This window comes from [Actinomadura] parvosata subsp. kistnae, from assembly GCF_900323885.1.
In the GTDB taxonomy this organism is placed as follows: domain Bacteria; phylum Actinomycetota; class Actinomycetes; order Streptosporangiales; family Streptosporangiaceae; genus Nonomuraea; species Nonomuraea composti.
In genome coordinates this window covers 2,728,047-2,746,879 of sequence record NZ_OOHJ01000018.1, presented here as the reverse complement: position 1 = coordinate 2,746,879, position 18,833 = coordinate 2,728,047, and the positions used below count along the sequence as shown (strand labels likewise).

Genomic DNA, 18,833 nt, shown 5'->3' with positions numbered 1-18,833 from the left:
TTTATCCGGTTGGGGAGAAGCGGGCGACGAAACGCCGCTGCCACGGGGTCTCCACGGCACGCTTGTCGTAGTGCTCGCGCACGTACGCCACCGCCTGCTCGGCGGGCACACCGTCGAGCACGGCCAGGCACGCCAGGGCGGTCCCGGTCCGCCCCTTGCCGCCACCGCAGGCGACCTCGACCCGCTCGGAAAGGGCCCTCTCCCACGCCTCCCGCAACGCCTCGGCGGCGGCGGCGCGGTCGGACGGCAGCCAGAAGTCGGGCCACCGCACCCAGCGATGCTCCCACTCGACCCCCGGCGGCTCCTTGCCCAGCAGGTAGAGCGCGAACGCCGGCCGCGCCCCGGCGGGCACCGGATAACGCAGGCCCCGGCCACGAACGAGGCGCCCCGACGGCAGCCGCAGCACACCGGGCGCGGCAGGGTCCCAGGTCTCGGTCATGTAGCCGAGCGTAACCACCCCGCCCAGGCCGGGCACGATCTTCCGCTTTCGGCTGACCCCCTGCGCTCCTGGCGAAAGCCCCGCGCTTTCATTGCAGCAACATCGCCCGGTGGCGCAGGACGAGGGCGCGGTCGGCCGTGGCCCAGGCGATGGCCGCTTCGGCATGGCGGCGCCGCCGTGGAGGCAGGTCCCGGGTGCGGAGGCGCGCGGTCTCGGCTTCGATGATGTGCTCCTGCCGGCCGATCATGGCCTCAACCAGCCGCTCGGGCGAGACGTCACCGTAGCCGTCACGCAGCTCGCGCAGGTGGGCGGCCTGGTCGGCGATCGGCACCTGGCCCTCGGCTTGGACGCACCACGTCCACGCCAGGTAGCCGAGATCGTCCATCCGGTCTCCTGGACGGCAGGAGGACCAGTCGATGAACGCCACCGGCAGCCCCTCCCGGAAGATCGTGTTGAACGGGCCGGGATCGCCGTGAATGACGCACTCGCGCGCGCCCGCCAGCGGGTGACCGGCGGTGGCCGCGTGCAGGTCGCGCAGCATGCGCCCACCCAGCGCGTACGCCCCTGGGGCTCGCTGGCTCGGGTGGTCGGTGGTCGTGCCGGGGATGAAGTCGAGCACGTCGCGTCCGCGCTCGTCGATGCCCAGGTGGCGCGGGGCGTAGGGGTAGCCGGCCGCTTCCAGGTGGGCCAGGACCTGGGCGGCGAAGGCGGAGCCCGGGTCGCGGGCGCGGCGGACCGTGTCGCCCACCCGTACGACCTCCGCCGTCTGGTGACCGCCGGCGAGCGGTTGCTCGGTCATGAGGAAATGATGCCGTTCAGCCAGTCGCCGGTCAGCTTCGTGACGAGGGCGGCGGCGCGGTCGGTCAGGTGGATGTGGTCCACGAGGAGTTCGCGGCCGCCCGAGCGGGCGATCTCGTCCCAGGTGCGGCGGAGCAGGTAGTGCTGGGCGGCGGCGGTGAAGGCGAGGGGGAAGCTGAAGGCGTACGAGGTGCGGGGGCCGTGGCGGAGGATGTCGGCCATGCGCTCGTGCACGGGCAGGTAGTCCGTCCCCATCTCGGTGGCCAGGCTCTTGATGGCGGCGTTGTAGCCGGTGAGGGTGCGGTTGATGGGGGTGTTCAGGTTCTCGCCGAGCGGGGGCAGGGACATGAGGGCGATGCGGGCGCCGGTGCCGGTCCTGACGCGTTCGACGATGGCGCGCAGGTTGGCGCGGTACTCGTCCAGGGGGACGCCGTTGCGGACGTCGTTGGTGCCGATCAGGAGCGTCACGGCGGCGGGGCGGCAGGCGAGGATGTCGGTGTCGACGCGCTGGAGCAGGTCGGCGGTGGTGTTGCCGTTGCTGCCGGCGTTGACCAGCTCGTACGCCGGATAGGCGGCCCGCAGTGCGGCGACCCAGTCGGCGCCGAGTGAGCCCTGGGTCATGCTGGCCCCGGCGGCGACGACGCGTGGCCGGGTGGGCGTGGTCGCGCAGGCGGCGGCGGGCGGGTGGTCGGCGGGGCGGAGGAACGTGAGGTAGGCGACGGTGCCGGCGGCGCAGAGCGCGGTGGCGAGCACGAGGCTGAGGGCGATGGTGATGGGTCGTTTCATGGTCGGTATCCTCGGTTGGTAAACGCTCACTAACCTACGTCGTGGAGGCTAGTGAGTGTTTACTAACCATGTCAACGTGAGCGGGAGGGCCAACATGGGCACCAGAGACGTGATCCTCGACGCGGCGGCCGAGGTCATGGCCGAGCAGGGCCTGGCCAACGTGACCACGCGGCAGATCGCGAAGGCCGCCGGGCTCACCGAGGCGGCGCTCTACAAGCACTTCGCGAGCAAGGCCGACCTGATGGTGGCGGTGATGCGGGAGCGTTCGCCCGGCTTCTCCCCCCTCGCCGAGGCGCTACGCGGCGGAGGCGACCTGGTGGGCAGCCTCACCGCCGTCGCCAGGGCGGCCATCGACCTGTACCGGGCCGGGTTCCCGATGTTCGCCTCCGTGTTCGCCGACCCGGCGACCCTGGCCGCGCACAAGGAGGAGCTGCGCCAGGAGGGCGCCGGGCCGCACAAGGCGAACGAGGCCCTGGCCGCCTACCTACGCGCCGAGCAGGAGGCCGGCCGGGTGCGGGCGGGGGCGGACGTCCGGGCGGCGGCGGGGCTGCTGCTCGGGGCCTGCTTCCAGTACGCGTTCCTGGGTCACATGTCGCGGGCGGGCTTCGCGGACGACGAGGAGGCGGCGGCCTCGTTCGTACGGACGCTGCTCGAAACCCTCACGCCCACGCCGCCACCGTGTCACGAGCCCAGCGCCTGACCCGCTCCTCGTGGCCGTCGGCGGGAAAGCCGCCGTCGACGGCCACGTCGGCGATCGTCGTGGCGAACCCGGACGGCGGGGCGGCGTGCGCGGGGAAGGGCGGCACGCCCGGGAAGTCGGCCGCGCCCGGCGTGTGGCCGCCGCGGCGGTGGGAGTTGAGCCGGCGCAGGCGCCGCGCCATGGGGAGCAGGGCGTCGAGCCCGCCCTCCAGGTAGACGTGCAGCAGCGCCCACTGGCCGGGGGCGGCGGAGGGCGCGCGGGAGGGGTGCTGGAGGTGGAAGCAGGAGACCGAGACGGCGTGCACCGGCGCCCACGGCGGCCGCATCGAGTAGTCGAGCGTCAGCAGCTCCCCGAACAGCTCCGCGCAGGGCCTCGGGGCGCCGGCCCCACCGCATTCCGGACATCGCGACATGCCGCCCCTTCCCCGAGGTCGTGGCTCAGCGCCGCCGGAACACCCCGAACTCGACCAGCAGTCCCAGGATGCCACCTCCTCCGAAGGCGATGAGCTCGTCCAGCCCGAGGGCGGGGTCGCGGGTCATCACCAGCGTGAGCAGGACGTTCCCCAGCACCATCCCCGCGACGACGAGGATGACGAGCCGCACCGCCGGCCAGATGGTTCCTCCGGCCTGTTCCTCATCCATCAAGGAGTCCCTTCTCACTCATGTAGACACCCTACATATAGGCAGCCTACTCATCGAGCGGCGGGACCGCGCGGCTAATCCTTGATGCGCTTCATCGTGAGGTGGGAGTCCACGCGGGAGACCGCGGGCAGCGGCAGGATCTGCTGGCTGAGGAACTTCTCGTACGCGAACTGGTCGGCCACCGCCACCCGCATGTAGTAGTCGGGCCGCCCGAACATTCGCCGGAACTCCAGCACCTCCTCCAGCGCCGCCACCCGCGACTCGAACTCCTCCACCGTCTGCAGGTCGTTGACCGCGATCTCCACCGACACGACCACCTCCAGCGAACGGCCGAGCGCCTCGGGCGAGATCTGCGCCCGGTACCCGGCGATCACCCCCGCCTCCTCCAGGCGCTTGACCCGGCGCAGGCAGGGCGGCGGCGTCAGCCCCACCCGGCGGGCCAGCTCCACGTTCGACATCCGGCCGTCCTGGGCCAGTTGGAACAAAATTTCCCGATCAACCTCGTCCAGGACAATTGTGTTACGCATATGCCCGATTTCTCCTAACGCAGGAAACCATATTATCCACCAAACGCACTAAAATTGCTTTTCATGCGAACGCGGGACTTCACGGCGGCTGCGGCCGACACCGCCTCGGTGGGGCTGAGCCTGTTCCCCCTCGGGGTCAGCTTCGGCGTGCTCATGGTGCACGCCGGGCTCGACTGGTGGTGGGCGACGGTGTTCACCGCCGTGATCTACGCGGGGTCGCTGGAGTTCCTGCTGGTGGGGCTGGTCGCCACCGTCACCCCGCTGGGGCAGATCGCGGCGACGGCACTCCTGGTGAACCTGCGGCACGTCTTCTACGCCCTGTCGTTCCCGCTGCGCCAGGTCCGCCCGGCCGGCCGCGTCTACGCCACCTTCGCGCTCACCGACGAGGCGTACGCGCTGACCGCCGGCGGGCGCGCCCGCGACTGGAGCGGCGCGCGCATCCTGTGGATGCAGGTGCTGTGCCAGGCCTACTGGGTCGGCGGCGCCACCGCCGGAGCCCTCGCCGGCGCCCTGGTGCCGGTCACGCTGCACGGCCTGGAGTTCGCGCTGACCGCCCTGTTCGTGGTGCTCACGATCGACGCCTGGCGCGACCTGCGTGACCTGCCGACACCGCTGCTGGCCGCCGGCAGCTTCGCCGCCGCCGCGCTCCTGATGCCCGGCTCGCTCCTGCCGGTCGCGATGGCCCTGTTCACGGCAAGCCTCCTCATCCGGTACGCCCTGCGTCACCGCCGCCCCGCACCGGCCGTCCCCCAGCCGGCGTCCGAGCCCGTCGTCTGCGGCTCAGGTCTGGAGAGGTAGAACCCCGTGCCCACCCCGCTCTACCTGGCCGCCGCCGTCGCCGTCAGCACCGCGATCACCTGGGGCCTGCGCGCCCTGCCGTTCGCCGTGCTCGGCCCGCTGCGCCGCTCGTCCGTCACCCGCTTCCTGGCCCTCCAGATGCCCACCGGCATCATGCTGATCCTGGCCCTCTACACCCTGCGCGACCTGCGTCCCACCCCCTGGACCGCCATGGTGCCCACGGCCGTGGCCCTGGCCGCCGCCGTCGGGCTGCACCTGAAGACCCGCAACGCGGTGATCAGCGTCCTGGGCGCGACCGCCCTGCACGTGCTGCTCTCGACGTTCTGGCACGCCGGCTGAGCCGTCGTCCGGACGGATGAACCCAGGTCAAAGCGCGATCATCCGGCCGGCAAAGACTTGGCACGGCATATAACTGGGACGGTTCGTTATCTTGTATCTCTCGTGTTTATGGCGGTATGTTGTGGCGCCATGACCGCACCCAGGACTCCGACCACCGCCGAGGAGCTGCGCGGCGCCGGCCTGCGGGTCACCGCCGCTCGCGTCGCGTTGCTCGAGACCGTCCGGCACGGCGACCACCTCGACGTCGAGGCGATCGCCTCCGGGGTGCGCGATCGTGTGGGTCACGTCTCCCTCCAAGCCGTGTACGAAGCCCTCCACGCGCTCACCGCGGCAGGACTGGTCCGCCGGATCGAACCGGCGGGAAGCCCGGCTCGTTTTGAGGGGCGTGTGGGGGACAACCACCACCACATCGTGTGCCGGTCGTGCGGCGCGGTCGCCGACGTCGACTGCGCGGTCGGTCATGCCCCGTGCCTTCATGCAGCCGACGACCACGGCTTCACCATCGACGAGGCCGAGGTCATCTACTGGGGCCGGTGCCCCGATTGCTCCACCAACCGCACTTCGTGAGCACGCTCATCGCCATGTCCTGGAAGGATTCCCATGACTGAGAACCATGACGCCATCGTCACAGACCCGAAGGTAGAAGGCGAAGCCGCCGGCTGCCCGGTGGCCCACACCCGCGCTCTGCACCCCACCCAGGGCGGCGGCAACCGTCAGTGGTGGCCCGAGCGGCTCAACCTGAGGATCCTCGCCAAGAACCCCGCCGTCGGCCGCCCCTACGGCGACGACTTCGACTACCGGCAGGCGTTCCTCAGCCTCGACCTCCCGGCCGTCAAGCGGGACATCGCCGAGGTGCTGACCACCTCGCAGGACTGGTGGCCGGCCGACTTCGGGCACTACGGCCCGCTCATCATCCGGATGGCCTGGCACAGCGCCGGCACGTACCGGATCAGCGACGGCCGCGGCGGCGCCGGCGCCGGCCAGCAGCGCTTCGCGCCGCTGAACAGCTGGCCCGACAACGCCAACCTCGACAAGGCGCGCCGCCTGCTGTGGCCGGTCAAGAAGAAGTACGGCCGCAACCTGTCCTGGGCCGACCTCATGATCCTCGCCGGCAACGTGGCGCTGGAGACGATGGGCTTCGAGACGTTCGGGTTCGCGGGCGGCCGCGAGGACGTCTGGGAGGCCGAGGAGGACGTCTACTGGGGCCCCGAGACCACATGGCTCGGCGACGAGCGCTACACCGGCGACCGCGAGCTGGAGAACCCGCTCGGCGCCGTCCAGATGGGCCTCATCTACGTCAACCCGGAGGGCCCGAACGGCAACCCCGACCCGCTCGCCGCGGCCAGGGACATCCGTGAGACGTTCCGCCGGATGGCCATGAACGACGAGGAGACCGTCGCCCTCATCGCCGGCGGCCACACCTTCGGCAAGACCCACGGCGCCGGCCCCGCCGACCACGTCGGCGCCGACCCCGAGGCCGCCTCGATCGAGGAGCAGGGGCTCGGCTGGCGCAGCACGTACGGCACCGGCAAGGGCGGCGACGCCATCACCAGCGGCCTCGAAGGCATCTGGACCAACACGCCGACCCAGTGGGACAACAGCTTCTTCGAGATCCTGTACGGCTACGAGTGGGAGCTGTTCAAGAGCCCCGCCGGCGCCCACCAGTGGCGGCCGAAGGACGGTGCCGGGGAGGGCACCGTCCCCGACGCCCACGACCCGGCCAAGCGGCACGCGCCGACGATGCTCACCACCGACCTCGCGCTGCGCGTCGACCCGATCTACGACCAGATCTCGCGCCGCTTCCGCGACAACCCGCAGGAGTTCGCGGACGCGTTCGCCAAGGCCTGGTACAAGCTGACGCACCGCGACATGGGCCCGATCGTGCGTTACCTCGGCCCGGAGGTTCCCTCGGAGGTGCTGCTCTGGCAGGACCCGCTGCCCGAGCGCACGTACGACCTCATCGACGAGGCCGACGTCGCCACGCTCAAGAGCCAGATCCTGGCCTCGGGCCTGTCGGTGTCGGAGCTCGTGTCCACCGCGTGGGCCTCCGCCTCGTCCTACCGCAACAGCGACAAGCGGGGCGGCGCCAACGGCGCCCGCGTCCGCCTGCAGCCGCAGATCGGCTGGGAGGTCAACGACCCCGACCGCCTCGCCACCGTGCTCGGCACCCTTGAGGGCATCCAGAAGGCCTTCAACGGCGCCCAGACCGGCGGCAAGCAGGTCTCGCTCGCCGACGTGATCGTCCTGGCCGGCGGCGTCGGCGTGGAGAAGGCGGCCAAGGAGGCCGGCTTCGACGTCGTCGTGCCGTTCACGCCCGGCCGCGTCGACGCCACGCAGGAGCAGACGGACGTCGAGTCGTTCGCCGCTCTCGAGCCGACCGCCGACGGCTTCCGCAACTACCTCGGCAAGGGCAACCGCCTGCCCGCCGAGTACCTGCTGCTCGACAAGGCGAACCTGCTGAACCTGTCCGCGCCCGAGATGACCGTCCTCGTCGGCGGCCTGCGCGTGCTCGGCGCGAACCACCAGCAGTCGCAGCACGGCGTCTTCACCACCAACCCCGGCACGCTGACGAACGACTTCTTCGTCAACCTGCTCGACCTGGGCACGAGGTGGCAGGCGACGTCCGAGGACCAGACCACGTTCGAGGGCCGCGACGCCGAGACCGGCCAGGTCAAGTGGACCGGCACCCGCGCCGACCTGGTGTTCGGCTCCAACTCGGAGCTGCGGGCGCTGGCCGAGGTGTACGCGAGCGACGACGCGAAGGAGAAGTTCGTGAACGACTTCGTCGCGGCGTGGACCAAGGTCATGAACGCCGACCGGTTCGACCTCGTCTGATCCTTCCAGGCATTTCGCCGGGCCGGTCCCTCGTTCGGGGGCCGGCCCGGTCTCTTATGTGCGGCGGTCGGCGGTCGGTGGTCGGCGGTCGGCGGTCGGCGGTCGGTGGTCGGCGGTCGGTGGAAAATGCGTCGACACGGGAGAACCGGATGGCGACAATTCTCACCATGGCCTCCATCTCCGTGCCGGGAATGTCGTGATCCCTGTTCTGTGGCTGTGCGGCCCGCCGGGAGTCGGCAAGACCACCGTCGCCTGGGAGATCTACTCCCGTCTCAAGCACGACGGCGTCGCCGCCGCCTACGTCGACATCGACCAGCTCGGCATCTGCTACCCGGAGCCCGCCGACGACCCCGGCCGGCACCGCATGAAGGCCCGCAACCTCGACGCGGTCGCCGCCGGCTTCCAGGCGGCCGGCGCCCGCTGCCTCGTCGTCTCGGGCGTCCTCGACCCCGTCAACGGCGTCCGCCCGGGCCAGGTGCCGCGCACCGCCCTGACCGTCTGCCGGCTGCGGGCCGGCCGCGAGGAGCTGCGACGGCGCTTCACCGGCCGCGGCGGCAGCGCCGATCAGATCGAGGACGTCCTGCGGGAGGCCGGCGCGCTCGACGCGAGCGACTTCGCCGACGTGATCGTGGACACCGACGGCCTGGCGCCGGCCGAGGTGGCCCAGCTGGTCTCGGAACGCATCGGCACCTGGCCCGGCCCGAGCGAGGAACCGGTGCCCGAGCTGCCACAGGTGACGTTCGACGGCGACCCGGTGATGTGGCTGTGCGGCACGACGGCCGTCGGCAAGTCGACGGCCGGCTTCGAGCTCTTCATGCGCGCCCTGCGCGCCGGCCGCACCGCCGCGTACGTCGACCTCGGCCAGATCGGCTTCCGCAGCCCCGTCCCTTCGGACGACCCCGACGACCACCAGCTCAGGGCCCGCAACCTGGCGTCCCTGTGGCGCACCTACCGAGCCGCCGGGGCCCAGGTCCTGGTGGTGACCGGCCCCGTACGCGACGAGACCACGATCAAGACGTACACCGAAGCGCTCCCCGGAGCCCGTCTCACGCTGTGCCGCCTGCACGCGGGCCGCGAGGAGCTGACGCGCCGCATCGTACGACGCGGCCAGGGCAGCGACTGGTCCCAACCGGGCGACCCGCTGCGCGGTCAGCCCACGGCGCGGCTCCTCCAGCTCGCCGACGAGGCGGTGGCCACCGCCACCGCCCTGGAACGGGCCGGCATCGGCGAGGTCCGCATCCCGACCGACGGCCGCACCTCCGGCCAGGTGGTCGACGCCATCCTCGCCCGGACCGGCTGGCTCGGTGGCTAGGGTGACCGGCGTGGAGCCGGAGGCCGCGGCCGCCATCGAGCGGTACTTCGCCCGGTTCGGCAGGCGGCGGCACAGGCTGGCGCGCCTGTACGGGAGCACGGTGCAGTTCCTGGTCGCCGCGCACGGGCTGGACGTTCTTGGGCGGGTCGAGGTGGACGCCCCGTGCTCGTGCTGCGATGAGGAGCAGGCACGGCGGGCGCGGCTGTCGGCGATGAGGGCCGAGTACCGGCGGCGGCGCGCGTAAGGGGCGTCAGTCGTCCTCGGCGAAGACGACCTCGCGGCGTTTGCGGATCGCGGGCAGGACGGTGATCGCGAGGGCGGCCCCCGCCAGGAGCAGGAGGGCGCCGGAGATGGGGCGGGTGACGAAGACGGTGGCGTCGCCGCGGGAGATGATGAGGGCGCGGCGCAGGTTCTCCTCCAGCAAGGGCCCCAGGACGAAGCCGAGCAACAGCGGGGCGGGTTCGCAGCCGCACTTGATGAGGACGTAGCCGAGCAGGCCGAAGAAGACGATGGCGTAGACGTCGAAGGCGTTGAACGACAGCGAGTACGTTCCGACGGCCGCGAACAGGATGATCATCGGGAAGAGCACCTGGTACGGGATGTGCAGCATGCGGACCCAGATGCCGATGAGCGGCAGGTTCAGCAGCACGAGGAGCACGTTGCCGATCCACATCGACGCGATCAGGCCCCAGAACAGCGCGGGTTCCTCGGTGATGACGTTCGGGCCGGGGGTGATGCCGTGGACGATGAACGCGCCGACCATCAGCGCCATGACGGGGTGGGCGGGCAGGCCGAGGGTGAGCAGGGGGATGAACGAGGTCTGGGCGGCGGCGTTGTTGGCGGATTCGGGGCCGGCGACGCCTTCGATGGCTCCGTGGCCGAACTCCGCGCGCCGTCTGGAGATGCGTTTCTCCACGGCGTACGAGGTGAAGGAGGCCAGCACGTGCCCGCCGCCGGGCAGGACGCCGAGTGCGGCGCCGAGGCCGGTGCCGCGCAGGATGGGGCCGACGATCCTGCGCCGGTCCTCGCGGGTGGGCCAGAGGCCGCGGACCTTGCTGACGAGCAGGGTGCGGGTGTGCTCGTTCTCCAGGTTGCGCAGGATCTCGGCGACCCCGAACATGCCGACGGCGACGGAGACGAAGTCGATGCCGCCGTACAGCTCGCGCTGCTCGAAGACGAATCGGGGGGTGCCGGTGTAGATGTCCTGGCCGATGGTGCCGAGCAGGACGCCGAGCGCGATCATGGCGAGGGCTTTGAGCGTGGTGCCGCGGGCCAGTGCGACCGAGACGATGAGGCCGAGCAGCACCAGCGAGAAGTATTCGGCGGGGCCGAACCGCAGCGCGACGCGGGCGAGGGGTGGGGCGGCGACGGCGAGGACGACGGTGGCGATGGTGCCCGCGATGAACGAGCCGACCGCGGCGGTGGCCAGCGCGGAGCCGGCGCGGCCCTGGCGGGCCATCTCGTGCCCGTCGAGTGCGGTGACCGCGGCCGACGACTCGCCGGGCAGGTTGATGAGGATGGCGGTGGTGGAGCCGCCGTACTGGGCGCCGTAGTAGATGCCGGCCAGCATGATCAGCGCGGTGACGGGCTCGAAGCTGAACGTGATCGGCAACAGCATCGCCACCGTCGCGGTCGGCCCGATGCCGGGCAGCACGCCGACGGCGGTGCCGAGGAGCACGCCGACGAAGCAGTAGAGGACGTTCTGGACGAGGAGGGCGGTCGAGAAGCCCAGTGCGAGGTTGTCGAGGAGTTCCATGCCCTCTCGATCCGAAAGGCCGTGTCAGGCCCCCAGCCACGGGCCGACGAGCGGGATCCGCAGCTGGAGTCCGACGACGAAGATGAGCGTGCCGGCCACGGTGAGCCCGGCCGCCACGGCCACGGCCATGAGCGGGCGGACGCGCGTGCTGGCCAGCGTCGTGAGCAGGGCCGTCACGGCCGACGCAGGGACGAACCCGAGCCCTCGTACGGTGAACCCGAAGAACAGCAGCGCGAGCACGATGACGGCGACGGCCCGCCACGGGATCGTCCCGAACACGATCAGCTCGCCCGCGACGAGGCCCTTGACGACGATCGCCAGGCCGAGCGCGGCGACGATCGCGCCGACCAGCAGGGGGAAGGCGCCGGGGCCCATCCGCAGCGGGGTGCCCAGCTCGTAGCCGAGCGACCCCAGCGCGAACGCGCCGCCGATCAGGACGAAGACGGCTCCCGCGAGGACGTCGGGGAGGGAGCGGCGGCGCTTCACCCGGCCTTGACCCCGGCGTCGGCGATCACCTTGCCCCACGTGGTGATCTGCTCCTGGAGGCGGGCCCGGTGCGCCTCGGGGGTGGCGTCCGCGGCCTTGACGGGGGCGGTGCCGAGCTTGGCCATCTGGTCGATGACCTTCTGGTCGGCCAGCGCCGCCTTCAGCGCCTCCGACAGCTTCTGGACGACGTCCTGGGGCGTGCCCTTGGGCACGTACAGGCCGTGCCAGACGCTGACCTTGAGCTGCGGCAGCCCGGCCTCGGTGGTGGTGGGCAGGTCGGGCAGGCTCTTGACGCGCTCGGGCGTGGTGACCGCGTACGCCTTGACCTCGCCCGCGGTGATCTGGCCGCTGGTGTTGGTCGTCTGGTCGCACATGAAGTCGACCTGGCCGCCGACGAGGTCGGTGAGGGCGGGCCCGGTGCCCTCGTACGGGACCTCCTGGAGCTTGACGCCGGCGGCGGTCTGGAACAGCAGGCCGCACAGGTGGGAGGCGGCGCCGATGCCGGCGTTGGCGAGGGTGACCTTGGAGGCGTTCGCCTTGACGTAGGTGACGAGCTCCTGGAGCGTCTTGGGCTCGAAGTCCTTGCGGGCGACGATCGTCATCGGCACCTCGGTGACGAGCCCGACCGTCTGGAAGTCATCGAGGGGTTTGTAGCCGAGGCTCTGGTAGAGGGCGGGCGCGGTGGACATGCCGATGTGGTGCATGAGCACGGTGTAGCCGTCGGGCTGGGCCCGCGCGACCTCTCCCGCGCCGACGGTGCCGCCCGCTCCTTCCACGTTCTGTACGACGATCTTGCCGCCGAGCTTGGCGGCCATCGGCTCGGCGATCATGCGGGTGACGGTGTCGGTGGGGCCGCCCGCGCTGAACGGCACGACGAACGTGATGTTCTTGTCCGGGTAGCCGCCGCCGGCGGGCGCGGTGCCGTTGCCCCCGTTTCCTCCGGAGCAGGCGGCGACGAGCGACAGGACGCCGATCGCGGTGATCATCCGGGTGATGCCCCGGTGTCTGCTGGTCGTTCTCATCTCGCGACCTCCTCGTCAGCGCATGCCCGTGTGTCGGTGAGTGCGCGGCTGCCTCAGTCTCGGCTGGCAGGGACGCGGATGGTGTCAGAGAAATCCCAAGGAATGCGCTGGATGTCAGAAGAATCCCAAGAAGTGAAGGGCTAACACAAGCGTTGATCCTCGCCGTACAATCCGCCGGTATGCGGATCACGATCATCGAGGATGACGACCGCGTGGCGCGGGGCCTGGTGACCGTCCTGGCCCAGGCGGGCTTCGAGGTGCACCGCCTCGCCACCGCCGCAGAGGCCGTCCGCGCCGCCCCCTCCGACGTGGTCCTCGTCGACCTGGGCCTGCCCGACGGCGACGGCCTCGACGTGATCCGCAAGCTGCGCGACCGTCCCGAGACGGCCGTCATCGCCGTGACCGCGCGCTCCGAGGAGCACGAGCGGGTACGCGGCCTGCGCGCCGGCGCCGACGACTACATCGTCAAGCCGTTCGGCGTTCCCGAGCTGCTCGCCCGCATCGACGCCGTCCTGCGGCGCACCCGCGTGGCGCGGGCCATGAGCGAGCCCGGCGAGCCGCTCACGCTCGGCCCGATGCGCATCGGCGTCGGCACCCGCGAGGTCACCGTCGAAGGCGCGCCGGTGACGCTGACGCGCAAGGAGTTCGAGCTGCTCCTGCTGCTGGCCCGCCGCGCCCCGAACGTGGTCAGCCGCGACGTCATCCTCGACCAGATCTGGGGCGCGACCTGGGAGTCCTCCAGCCGCACCCTCGACACGCACATCGCCGCGCTGCGGCACAAGCTCGGGCCTTCCGTGCCCATCCGCACCCTTCACGGGGTCGGCTACCGGCTCCAGGCCGGCCCCCTCACGAAGCCGGCCCCCGGCCCCGGGCCGACCGGCCGGCCGGAGCCGACCGGCTGACGCGCCGTGCGCCGTCGCCTGCTCGTCGTTCTCGTGCCGCTCGCGGTGCTGCTCGTCGCGGCGCTCGGCGTGCCGCACAGCGTCACCCTGGCCGAGCGCGAGATGCAGGAGACGTACGTGGACCGGCTCGGCGACGTCGGCCGGTTCGCCTCGCTGGCCGAGACGGCGCTGTCGACCGGGCGCACCGAGGCCCTGCAGCGCGAGCTGGAGCGCTACCACGAGCTGTACGGCATCCCCGCCGCCGTGATCGACACCTCCGGCACCGTGCTGCTCGGGCCCGCCCGCGCCTACCGGGAGGCGGCCGGCGCCGAGCCCGCGCTGCCCAGGATCGTGACCGCGGCGCTGGCGGGCACCCGCTCGGAGCCGTCCGGCGCATGGGCGCCCTGGGACGGCTCCGCCCTCGTCGTCGCCGAGCCCGTCGGCCGGGACAGCGAGGTCGTCGGCGCCGTCGTCACCATCTCCGACCTGTCGCGGACCCGCTCCCGCGTCCTGCTGCAATGGGCCCGCCTCGCCGGCCTCGGGCTGCTGCCGCTCATCGCGCTGGTCGCGGTCGCCTGGCCGGTGTCGGCGTGGGTGCTGCGTCCGGTGCGCGAGCTGGACGCCGCCAGCTCGCGCATCTCCCAGGGCGACCTCACCATCCGCGCCGACGCCGAGGCCGGGCCGGTCGAGCTGCGGCGGCTCGCCGGCTCGTTCAACACCATGATGGACGCCGTGGAGAACGCCGTGCAGCGGCAGCGCGCGTTCGTCTCCGACGCCTCCCACCAGCTCCGCAACCCGCTGACCAGTCTGCGGCTCGCCGTCGAGAGCCTGGAGCCGCACCTGGCCGGGGACGGGCGGCCGGTGTACGAGGTGGCCGTGGACGAGGTGAAGGCCATGCAGCGGCTGCTGAACTCGTTGCAGGCCAGCGCGCGCATGGAGAGCATCAAGACGGCCTCGCCGGTGGAGCTCGACGCGGTGCTCGCCACCCGCGTGGATCGGTGGCGGGCGCTGACCGGGACGGCGGGGCAGACGCTCACCGTGGACGTGCCGGGCGGGCTGCGGCTGCTGGAGCCCACCGGAGGGTTGGGGAGCATTCTGGACGAGCTGGTCAGCAACGCGTTGCGGCTGTCGGAGGCGCGGGTGGTGGAGGTGAGCGCGCGCACCGGCTCCGGGGACGTGGTGATCATCTCCGTGCGGGACGACGGGCAGGGGATCGACGTGGGCGAGCGGGCGCAGGCGTTGCGGCGGTTCTGGCGGTCGCCGCGGCACCAGAACGTGCCGGGGACCGGGCTCGGGCTGGCCATCTGCGCCGACCTCGTGGGGGCGGCCGGGGGTGAGCTGCGGCTGGAGGACGGGCTGCCGCGGCCGGACGGGGCGGGGCACGGGTTCGCCGCCGTGGTCACCTTGCCCGTCGCACCACCGGATTAGCGTTTGTGGTCGCGGAACCAGGCTGCCGCTCCCGGGTGCAGCGGGACCGACGCGGTGGCGATCCCCGTCCGCACGTTGATCTGCCACGCCTCGGGCACCGCGTCGGGCACGGCCGCACTGTCCTCGTCGCGGCTCACCGAGGTGATCGTGCCGGTGTGGGTGAAGATCGTGTCGGTGATGGCGTACACCAGGTCGGCGGGCAGGTCGTCGCGGGCGAGCAGCACGTTCGGGACGGCGACCGTGCGGGTGGCCGGGACGCCCGCGTACGCGGTGGCGGGGATCGTGGCCGGGGCGTAGGGGCCGGGGAAGGCGGTGAAGAGCGCGTCCGCCTGGGCGTCCAGCGGGATGAGCCGGATCGGCCGCCGCTGCGCCAGCTCCGTGATCGCCGGCGTCGGGACGCCGGTCAGCGAGAACATCGCGTCGATCTCGCCGTCCCGCAGCGCCGCCGCCGACTCGGCCTGGCTGAGGTAACGAACGTCGGCGCTGACCGGCCCGAGCCCCAGCACCCGCAGCGAGATGAACTCGGTGCCGGAGTCGCGGGCGCCCAGCGACACGCGCCGCCCCTTCAGGTCGCCGAACGCGTCGATCGCCGAGCCGGCCAGGACCACGAGGTGCAGGTGGCTGTCGTACAACCGGCAGACCGCCGAGAGGCCGCCGGGCGCCCGGCCGTCCGTGCTGATCAGCGCGTCCAGGCTGGTCAGGCCCAGGTGCACCGCGCCGGCCCGTAACATCCGGATGTTGTCGGTGGACGCCCGGCTCGGCACGGTCGTCACCGTCGCTCCCGGCACCTGCTCGGAGATGTGCGCGGCCAGCGACCCGCCGATGCGCCGGTAGACCGCCCCGGCCGGGCCGGTGGCCAGCCGCAGCCGCACCTCGCCGGCCTCGCGCCGCCGGGAGCACCCGGCGAGCAGCCCACCGGCGCCCAGCAGCACCACCCGCCGGCTGAGGCGTGACTCGGGGGTGCGCACCATGCCGAGATGATACGGACGAACGCCGGGCGGCACGGCCGAGCCCGGCGCCGGCTCACGACGCAACCGAGCCCGGCTCGGGCCGCACAACCGAGCCCGGCTCAGGCGGCGCGGCCCGTTTTGAAGGCGGCGGCGGTCTCGGTGACGCGGCGGGCCTGGTGGCGGGCCGACTGCAGGGCCACCTCGCTCACCGGCCCCTCGCCGGCCACGTGCGAGGCGCCGTACGGGTTGCCGGACTGGAACTGGATCGGGTCGGTGTAGCCGGGCGGGACGATGATGCCGCCCCAGTGGTAGAACGTGTTCGCCAGCGCCAGGATCGTGGACTCCTGCCCGCCGTGCGCGGTGTTGGAGGCGGTGAACGCCGAGTACACCTTGTCCGCCAGCTTGCCCTGGAACCAGAGGGGCCCGGCGGCCTCGATGAAGGCGCGCAGCGGGCTGGCCGGGTTGCCGAAGCGGGTCGGCGTCCCGAACAGCACGGCGTCGGCCCAGGCCAGGTCGTCCACCGTGGCCACGGGGACGTCGGCGGTGTCGCGGACGTGCTGGGCCCACTCCGGCCGGGTGTCGATCACCTCCGGCGGCGCGGGCTCGGCGATCTTGCGCAGCCGTACGTCGGCGCCGGCCTTCTCCGCGCCCTCGGCGGCGGCCCGCGCCAGGGCGTGCACGGTGCCCGTGGCGCTGTAATAGACGATGGCCACGTTGACGGTTTCCATGATCGGGTCCCTTCTCGGGGGTTCTGTTCGCCGGTACGACGACGTAGCCGCGCGTGATGTGAGGCGACCCCCGGCCTCACATTCCGGCCCGGTGTTTCGTCGTACCGGGGAGAAGGCAGAACGACCGAGGGAGCCGGCGCCGTCATGACCACCTCACCAGGGCAGGACCCGAGCCTGACCGCGATCATGAGCGAGCGCCGCCACCTGATCAACCTCGCCTACCGGCTGCTGGGCTCGCTCGCCGACGCGGAGGACGTCGTGCAGGAGACGTACGCCCGCTGGTACGCCATGTCGCGGCGGCAGCAGGAGGCCATCGAGTCGCCGGCGGCCTGGCTGACGAAGGTGGCCGGCCGCATCTGCCTCGACCTGCTCGGCTCGGCCCGGGTCCGGCGCGAGCGTTACGTGGGCGAGTGGGTGCCGGAGCCGCTGCCCGACCTGCCCGAGGGGGATCCGGCCGACCGCGTCACCCTCGACGAGTCGGTCAACATGGCCTTCCTGGTCGTCCTCGAGTCGATGACGCCGGCCGAACGGGTCGCGTTCATCCTGCACGACGTCTTCCGCTACCCGTTCGCGGAGGTCGCGGAGATCGTCGGGCGCAGCCCGGCGGCCTGCCGGCAGCTCGCCACCTCGGCCCGCCGCCGCATCCGCGACTCCCGCGCCGCGCAGGCCCCCGCGACGCCGGCCGCCCAGCAGGCCGGCGTCGTCCGGGCCTTCAAGCGGGCCTGGGAGGGCAAGGACATCGGCGCCCTCATCGCCCTGCTCGACCCGGAGGCCACCGCGACGGGCGACGGCGGCGGCCTGGTCACGGCCGCTCCCCGCCCGGTGCGGGGGGCCGAGGAGATCGCCCGCTTCCTCGCCGGACGGATGGACGCGGTGTCCGGCCTGCGGCTCGTGGAGCGCATGGTCAACGGCCGGCCCGGGCTGGTGGCCCAGCTCGACGGCGTGACCGTGTCGGTGCTGGCGTTCGACGTGGCGGGCGACCGGATCCGGCACATCTGGGCGGTGCTCAACCCGGACAAGCTCCGCCCCTGGACCACGAGCTGACGCGCGCAGGGCCGCACACCAGCTCTGAACTACGGGGTGACCTGCGCCGGGGTGCGCACCATCCAGATGTCCACCTCGTCCTGCGATTCGACGGTGAACCCGTGCCGCTCGTACAGCCGCCGGGCCTGGCTGCCCCGCAACACGTTCAGCCGCACCACTGCGCCCTCGCGGTCGCACCGCTCCAGCAGCCGGCCCAGCACGGCCGATCCGATGCCCCGGCCCTGCAGCCGCGGGTCCAGGAAGAAGTGCTCCAGCCAGTACTCGTCCGGCTCGGGCCGCAGGGCGACGCAGCCGGCGAAGGCGCCGTCCACCTCGATGATCCAGGCGTGGGCCGGCTCGTACGCGTCCCTGAACCGCTGCCGGACGCGGTGCTCGTCGTACCGTCCGAGCCGTTCGAGGTCCGGCCGCATCACGACGGCCCGCAGCTCGGCCACCTTCTCCACATCCGACGCCAAAGCCGGACGAAGCCCCCAATTCTCCACGAACGCGATCGTAGCCCTAGGAACCGGACCCGCTCCTCCCACGGCGGAAGGGCTCAGGAGGACCGCGGGCTCAGCTTGTGAGGGCCGGCTCGCGGAAGAGGAAGTAGTTCAGGTGGTCCGCGTGCAAATACTGGTGGAAGCGGGCGGCCTTGGCCTGGGCGGTCTTGTCGGCGGTGACGGCCGTGTAGACGACGTACCGTTTACTGGCACCCGACCGGATCCGCCCGTAGACGTACGTGCCGAGCACCTTGTCCCGCCGCCACTTCACGCCACGGGAGGACTTGGCCAGGCGTTCGGCCGTGGCGGCGGCGGCCTTCTCGGTGGGGAAGGCGAGGATGACCTGGACGGCCTTGAGGTGGCCCTTGTAGGCGGAGTAGGCGAGCTGGACGGCACGGGCGCACCGGTTCTCGGCCAGCAGCCCGTCCCTGTCGACGGGGGCGCAGGAGTCGTACGTCCAGCGGCCGACCCGCTCGGCCTGGAACGCGACGCCGTCCATCCGGAAGCTCCAGTCGCCGAACTCGGCGGCGTCGAGCAGCCGGTCCTGGCTCTTGGGGGTGGGGCTCGGTGCCGGTTCGTGCAAGGCCACGGCCGGGGCGGGGCCTTTCAGGTACTTGTGGACGCTGAAGGCCAGGCCGCCCGGCAGGAGCACCACCAGGATCACGACCAGGGTGGCGGCCACGCCGGGGTAGTCCCGCGGGTCGGGGTGCCGAGGGTTTCCCATGCCTCGATTGTGCTGTAGTACGTCCCCTTGTGCCCCATCTATCCCTGGGCTCTCTGACTGTGGTTGTCCGCCCGCCGTTGATCACGTTTTAATGACGATGAGTTTAGGCTCCCGCCGCCCCAGGGAGAGAAGCGTGCGAGAGCGCTGCACGGTCCTGGGA

The 18,833-nt window shown here is 72.1% G+C and carries 23 protein-coding genes; 10 read left to right on the top strand and 13 right to left on the bottom strand.

Features of this window, described 5'->3' with window-relative positions:
* Position 1 precedes the first annotated feature (1 nt).
* The 3 genes from KIS93_RS32765 to KIS93_RS32755 form a co-directional block, all read right to left on the bottom strand.
* Positions 2-439 (bottom strand): protein-tyrosine phosphatase family protein, encoded by a 438-nt coding sequence (locus KIS93_RS32765; protein WP_080047366.1) that lies wholly within the window; start codon positions 437-439, stop codon positions 2-4.
* An 88-nt stretch (positions 440-527) separates the two neighbouring features.
* The gene (locus tag KIS93_RS32760; RefSeq protein WP_080044028.1) at positions 528-1,238 is read right to left on the bottom strand and encodes an aminoglycoside phosphotransferase family protein; all 711 of its coding nucleotides are present in this window, start codon (positions 1,236-1,238) and stop codon (positions 528-530) included.
* The gene (locus KIS93_RS32755) at positions 1,235-2,023 is read right to left on the bottom strand and encodes an SGNH/GDSL hydrolase family protein (protein WP_080044029.1); all 789 of its coding nucleotides are present in this window, start codon (positions 2,021-2,023) and stop codon (positions 1,235-1,237) included. The genes KIS93_RS32760 and KIS93_RS32755 overlap by 4 nt, the downstream gene beginning before the upstream one ends.
* A gap of 94 nt (positions 2,024-2,117) precedes the next feature.
* Here KIS93_RS32755 and KIS93_RS32750 point away from each other — a divergent pair, with 94 nt between their 5' ends.
* A complete protein-coding gene (locus KIS93_RS32750; RefSeq protein ID WP_080044030.1) occupies positions 2,118-2,723 on the top strand; it encodes a TetR/AcrR family transcriptional regulator in 606 nt (201 codons plus the stop codon).
* Here the strand turns inward: KIS93_RS32750 and KIS93_RS32745 are convergent.
* The 3 genes from KIS93_RS32745 to KIS93_RS32735 all read right to left on the bottom strand — a co-directional run bounded on the left by KIS93_RS32745 (position 2,683) and on the right by KIS93_RS32735 (position 3,891).
* Complete coding sequence (locus KIS93_RS32745; protein WP_080044031.1) at positions 2,683-3,135, bottom strand: DUF5946 family protein; 453 nt, start codon at positions 3,133-3,135, stop codon at positions 2,683-2,685. The genes KIS93_RS32750 and KIS93_RS32745 overlap by 41 nt on opposite strands.
* Positions 3,136-3,160: 25 nt before the next feature.
* The gene (locus KIS93_RS32740; protein ID WP_080044032.1) at positions 3,161-3,364 is read right to left on the bottom strand and encodes a hypothetical protein; all 204 of its coding nucleotides are present in this window, start codon (positions 3,362-3,364) and stop codon (positions 3,161-3,163) included.
* A gap of 74 nt (positions 3,365-3,438) precedes the next feature.
* A complete protein-coding gene (locus KIS93_RS32735; protein WP_080044033.1) occupies positions 3,439-3,891 on the bottom strand; it encodes an Lrp/AsnC family transcriptional regulator in 453 nt (150 codons plus the stop codon).
* A 63-nt stretch (positions 3,892-3,954) separates the two neighbouring features.
* Between KIS93_RS32735 and KIS93_RS32730 the strand changes: the two genes are divergently transcribed.
* From KIS93_RS32730 to KIS93_RS32705, 6 genes are all read left to right on the top strand, one after another.
* A complete protein-coding gene (locus KIS93_RS32730) occupies positions 3,955-4,689 on the top strand; it encodes an AzlC family ABC transporter permease (protein WP_080047367.1) in 735 nt (244 codons plus the stop codon).
* A 6-nt stretch (positions 4,690-4,695) separates the two neighbouring features.
* Positions 4,696-5,028, top strand: coding sequence for a branched-chain amino acid transporter permease (locus KIS93_RS32725; protein WP_080044034.1), 333 nt, complete (start codon positions 4,696-4,698; stop codon positions 5,026-5,028).
* A gap of 129 nt (positions 5,029-5,157) precedes the next feature.
* Positions 5,158-5,595 carry a Fur family transcriptional regulator gene (locus KIS93_RS32720; RefSeq protein WP_080044035.1) on the top strand — a complete coding sequence of 146 codons (438 nt, stop codon included), beginning with the start codon at positions 5,158-5,160 and terminating at the stop codon, positions 5,593-5,595.
* Positions 5,596-5,628: 33 nt separating this feature from the next.
* Positions 5,629-7,863: a catalase/peroxidase HPI gene (gene katG / locus KIS93_RS32715; RefSeq protein WP_080044036.1), complete on the top strand. Its 2,235-nt coding sequence runs from the start codon at positions 5,629-5,631 to the stop codon at positions 7,861-7,863.
* Between the two features lie 196 nt (positions 7,864-8,059).
* On the top strand, positions 8,060-9,175 hold the full coding sequence (locus KIS93_RS32710; RefSeq protein ID WP_080044037.1) for an AAA family ATPase: 1,116 nt from the start codon (positions 8,060-8,062) through the stop codon (positions 9,173-9,175).
* Entirely contained in the window at positions 9,168-9,419 is a 252-nt protein-coding gene (locus tag KIS93_RS32705) for a hypothetical protein (RefSeq protein ID WP_155128789.1), read from the top strand. The genes KIS93_RS32710 and KIS93_RS32705 overlap by 8 nt, the downstream gene beginning before the upstream one ends.
* A 6-nt stretch (positions 9,420-9,425) precedes the next feature.
* Here KIS93_RS32705 and KIS93_RS32700 read toward each other — a convergent pair whose 3' ends face one another.
* The 3 genes from KIS93_RS32700 to KIS93_RS32690 are packed head-to-tail and all read right to left on the bottom strand — an operon-like array spanning position 9,426 to position 12,439.
* Positions 9,426-10,931 (bottom strand): tripartite tricarboxylate transporter permease, encoded by a 1,506-nt coding sequence (locus KIS93_RS32700; protein ID WP_080044039.1) that lies wholly within the window; start codon positions 10,929-10,931, stop codon positions 9,426-9,428.
* 24 nt (positions 10,932-10,955) lie between these two features.
* The gene (locus tag KIS93_RS32695; protein ID WP_080044040.1) at positions 10,956-11,417 is read right to left on the bottom strand and encodes a tripartite tricarboxylate transporter TctB family protein; all 462 of its coding nucleotides are present in this window, start codon (positions 11,415-11,417) and stop codon (positions 10,956-10,958) included.
* Positions 11,414-12,439, bottom strand: a complete 1,026-nt coding sequence (locus KIS93_RS32690) for a tripartite tricarboxylate transporter substrate-binding protein (RefSeq protein WP_080044041.1) — start codon at positions 12,437-12,439, stop codon at positions 11,414-11,416. Before KIS93_RS32690 ends, KIS93_RS32695 begins: the two co-directional genes overlap by 4 nt.
* A gap of 179 nt (positions 12,440-12,618) precedes the next feature.
* Between KIS93_RS32690 and KIS93_RS32685 the strand changes: the two genes are divergently transcribed.
* Together KIS93_RS32685 and KIS93_RS32680 are read left to right on the top strand one after the other, a co-directional pair.
* Positions 12,619-13,341 carry a response regulator transcription factor gene (locus tag KIS93_RS32685; protein WP_080044042.1) on the top strand — a complete coding sequence of 241 codons (723 nt, stop codon included), beginning with the start codon at positions 12,619-12,621 and terminating at the stop codon, positions 13,339-13,341.
* 6 nt (positions 13,342-13,347) lie between these two features.
* Entirely contained in the window at positions 13,348-14,748 is a 1,401-nt protein-coding gene (locus KIS93_RS32680; protein WP_080044043.1) for a sensor histidine kinase, read from the top strand.
* Here the strand turns inward: KIS93_RS32680 and KIS93_RS32675 are convergent.
* Together KIS93_RS32675 and wrbA are read right to left on the bottom strand one after the other, a co-directional pair.
* Positions 14,745-15,719 (bottom strand): TAXI family TRAP transporter solute-binding subunit, encoded by a 975-nt coding sequence (locus tag KIS93_RS32675; RefSeq protein ID WP_080044044.1) that lies wholly within the window; start codon positions 15,717-15,719, stop codon positions 14,745-14,747. The genes KIS93_RS32680 and KIS93_RS32675 overlap by 4 nt on opposite strands.
* A gap of 98 nt (positions 15,720-15,817) precedes the next feature.
* Positions 15,818-16,426: an NAD(P)H:quinone oxidoreductase gene (gene wrbA / locus KIS93_RS32670; RefSeq protein ID WP_080044045.1), complete on the bottom strand. Its 609-nt coding sequence runs from the start codon at positions 16,424-16,426 to the stop codon at positions 15,818-15,820.
* 144 nt (positions 16,427-16,570) lie between these two features.
* On the opposite strand from wrbA, the gene sigJ reads away from it, so the two are divergent.
* Entirely contained in the window at positions 16,571-17,470 is a 900-nt protein-coding gene (sigJ, locus tag KIS93_RS32665; RefSeq protein ID WP_080044046.1) for an RNA polymerase sigma factor SigJ, read from the top strand.
* Between the two features lie 29 nt (positions 17,471-17,499).
* Here sigJ and KIS93_RS32660 read toward each other — a convergent pair whose 3' ends face one another.
* Both KIS93_RS32660 and KIS93_RS32655 read right to left on the bottom strand, forming a co-directional pair.
* Positions 17,500-17,925, bottom strand: a complete 426-nt coding sequence (locus KIS93_RS32660; RefSeq protein WP_230465695.1) for a GNAT family N-acetyltransferase — start codon at positions 17,923-17,925, stop codon at positions 17,500-17,502.
* A 97-nt stretch (positions 17,926-18,022) separates the two neighbouring features.
* Positions 18,023-18,673, bottom strand: coding sequence for a hypothetical protein (locus KIS93_RS32655; RefSeq protein ID WP_155128795.1), 651 nt, complete (start codon positions 18,671-18,673; stop codon positions 18,023-18,025).
* Positions 18,674-18,833 lie beyond the last annotated feature (160 nt).

Bases quoted from the DNA above. Each gene is read 5' to 3' on its own strand.
- KIS93_RS32765 (WP_080047366.1), bottom strand. From the start codon at position 439: ATGACCGAGACCTGGGACCCTGCCGCGCCCGGTGTGCTGCGGCTGCCG.
- KIS93_RS32760 (WP_080044028.1), bottom strand. From the start codon at position 1,238: ATGACCGAGCAACCGCTCGCCGGCGGTCACCAGACGGCGGAGGTCGTA.
- KIS93_RS32755 (WP_080044029.1), bottom strand. From the start codon at position 2,023: ATGAAACGACCCATCACCATCGCCCTCAGCCTCGTGCTCGCCACCGCG.
- KIS93_RS32750 (WP_080044030.1), top strand. From the start codon at position 2,118: ATGGGCACCAGAGACGTGATCCTCGACGCGGCGGCCGAGGTCATGGCC.
- KIS93_RS32745 (WP_080044031.1), bottom strand. From the start codon at position 3,135: ATGTCGCGATGTCCGGAATGCGGTGGGGCCGGCGCCCCGAGGCCCTGC.
- KIS93_RS32740 (WP_080044032.1), bottom strand. From the start codon at position 3,364: ATGGATGAGGAACAGGCCGGAGGAACCATCTGGCCGGCGGTGCGGCTC.
- KIS93_RS32735 (WP_080044033.1), bottom strand. From the start codon at position 3,891: ATGCGTAACACAATTGTCCTGGACGAGGTTGATCGGGAAATTTTGTTC.
- KIS93_RS32730 (WP_080047367.1), top strand. From the start codon at position 3,955: ATGCGAACGCGGGACTTCACGGCGGCTGCGGCCGACACCGCCTCGGTG.
- KIS93_RS32720 (WP_080044035.1), top strand. From the start codon at position 5,158: ATGACCGCACCCAGGACTCCGACCACCGCCGAGGAGCTGCGCGGCGCC.
- katG (WP_080044036.1), top strand. From the start codon at position 5,629: ATGACTGAGAACCATGACGCCATCGTCACAGACCCGAAGGTAGAAGGC.
- KIS93_RS32700 (WP_080044039.1), bottom strand. From the start codon at position 10,931: ATGGAACTCCTCGACAACCTCGCACTGGGCTTCTCGACCGCCCTCCTC.
- KIS93_RS32690 (WP_080044041.1), bottom strand. From the start codon at position 12,439: ATGAGAACGACCAGCAGACACCGGGGCATCACCCGGATGATCACCGCG.
- KIS93_RS32685 (WP_080044042.1), top strand. From the start codon at position 12,619: ATGCGGATCACGATCATCGAGGATGACGACCGCGTGGCGCGGGGCCTG.
- KIS93_RS32675 (WP_080044044.1), bottom strand. From the start codon at position 15,719: ATGGTGCGCACCCCCGAGTCACGCCTCAGCCGGCGGGTGGTGCTGCTG.
- wrbA (WP_080044045.1), bottom strand. From the start codon at position 16,426: ATGGAAACCGTCAACGTGGCCATCGTCTATTACAGCGCCACGGGCACC.
- sigJ (WP_080044046.1), top strand. From the start codon at position 16,571: ATGACCACCTCACCAGGGCAGGACCCGAGCCTGACCGCGATCATGAGC.
- KIS93_RS32655 (WP_155128795.1), bottom strand. From the start codon at position 18,673: ATGGGAAACCCTCGGCACCCCGACCCGCGGGACTACCCCGGCGTGGCC.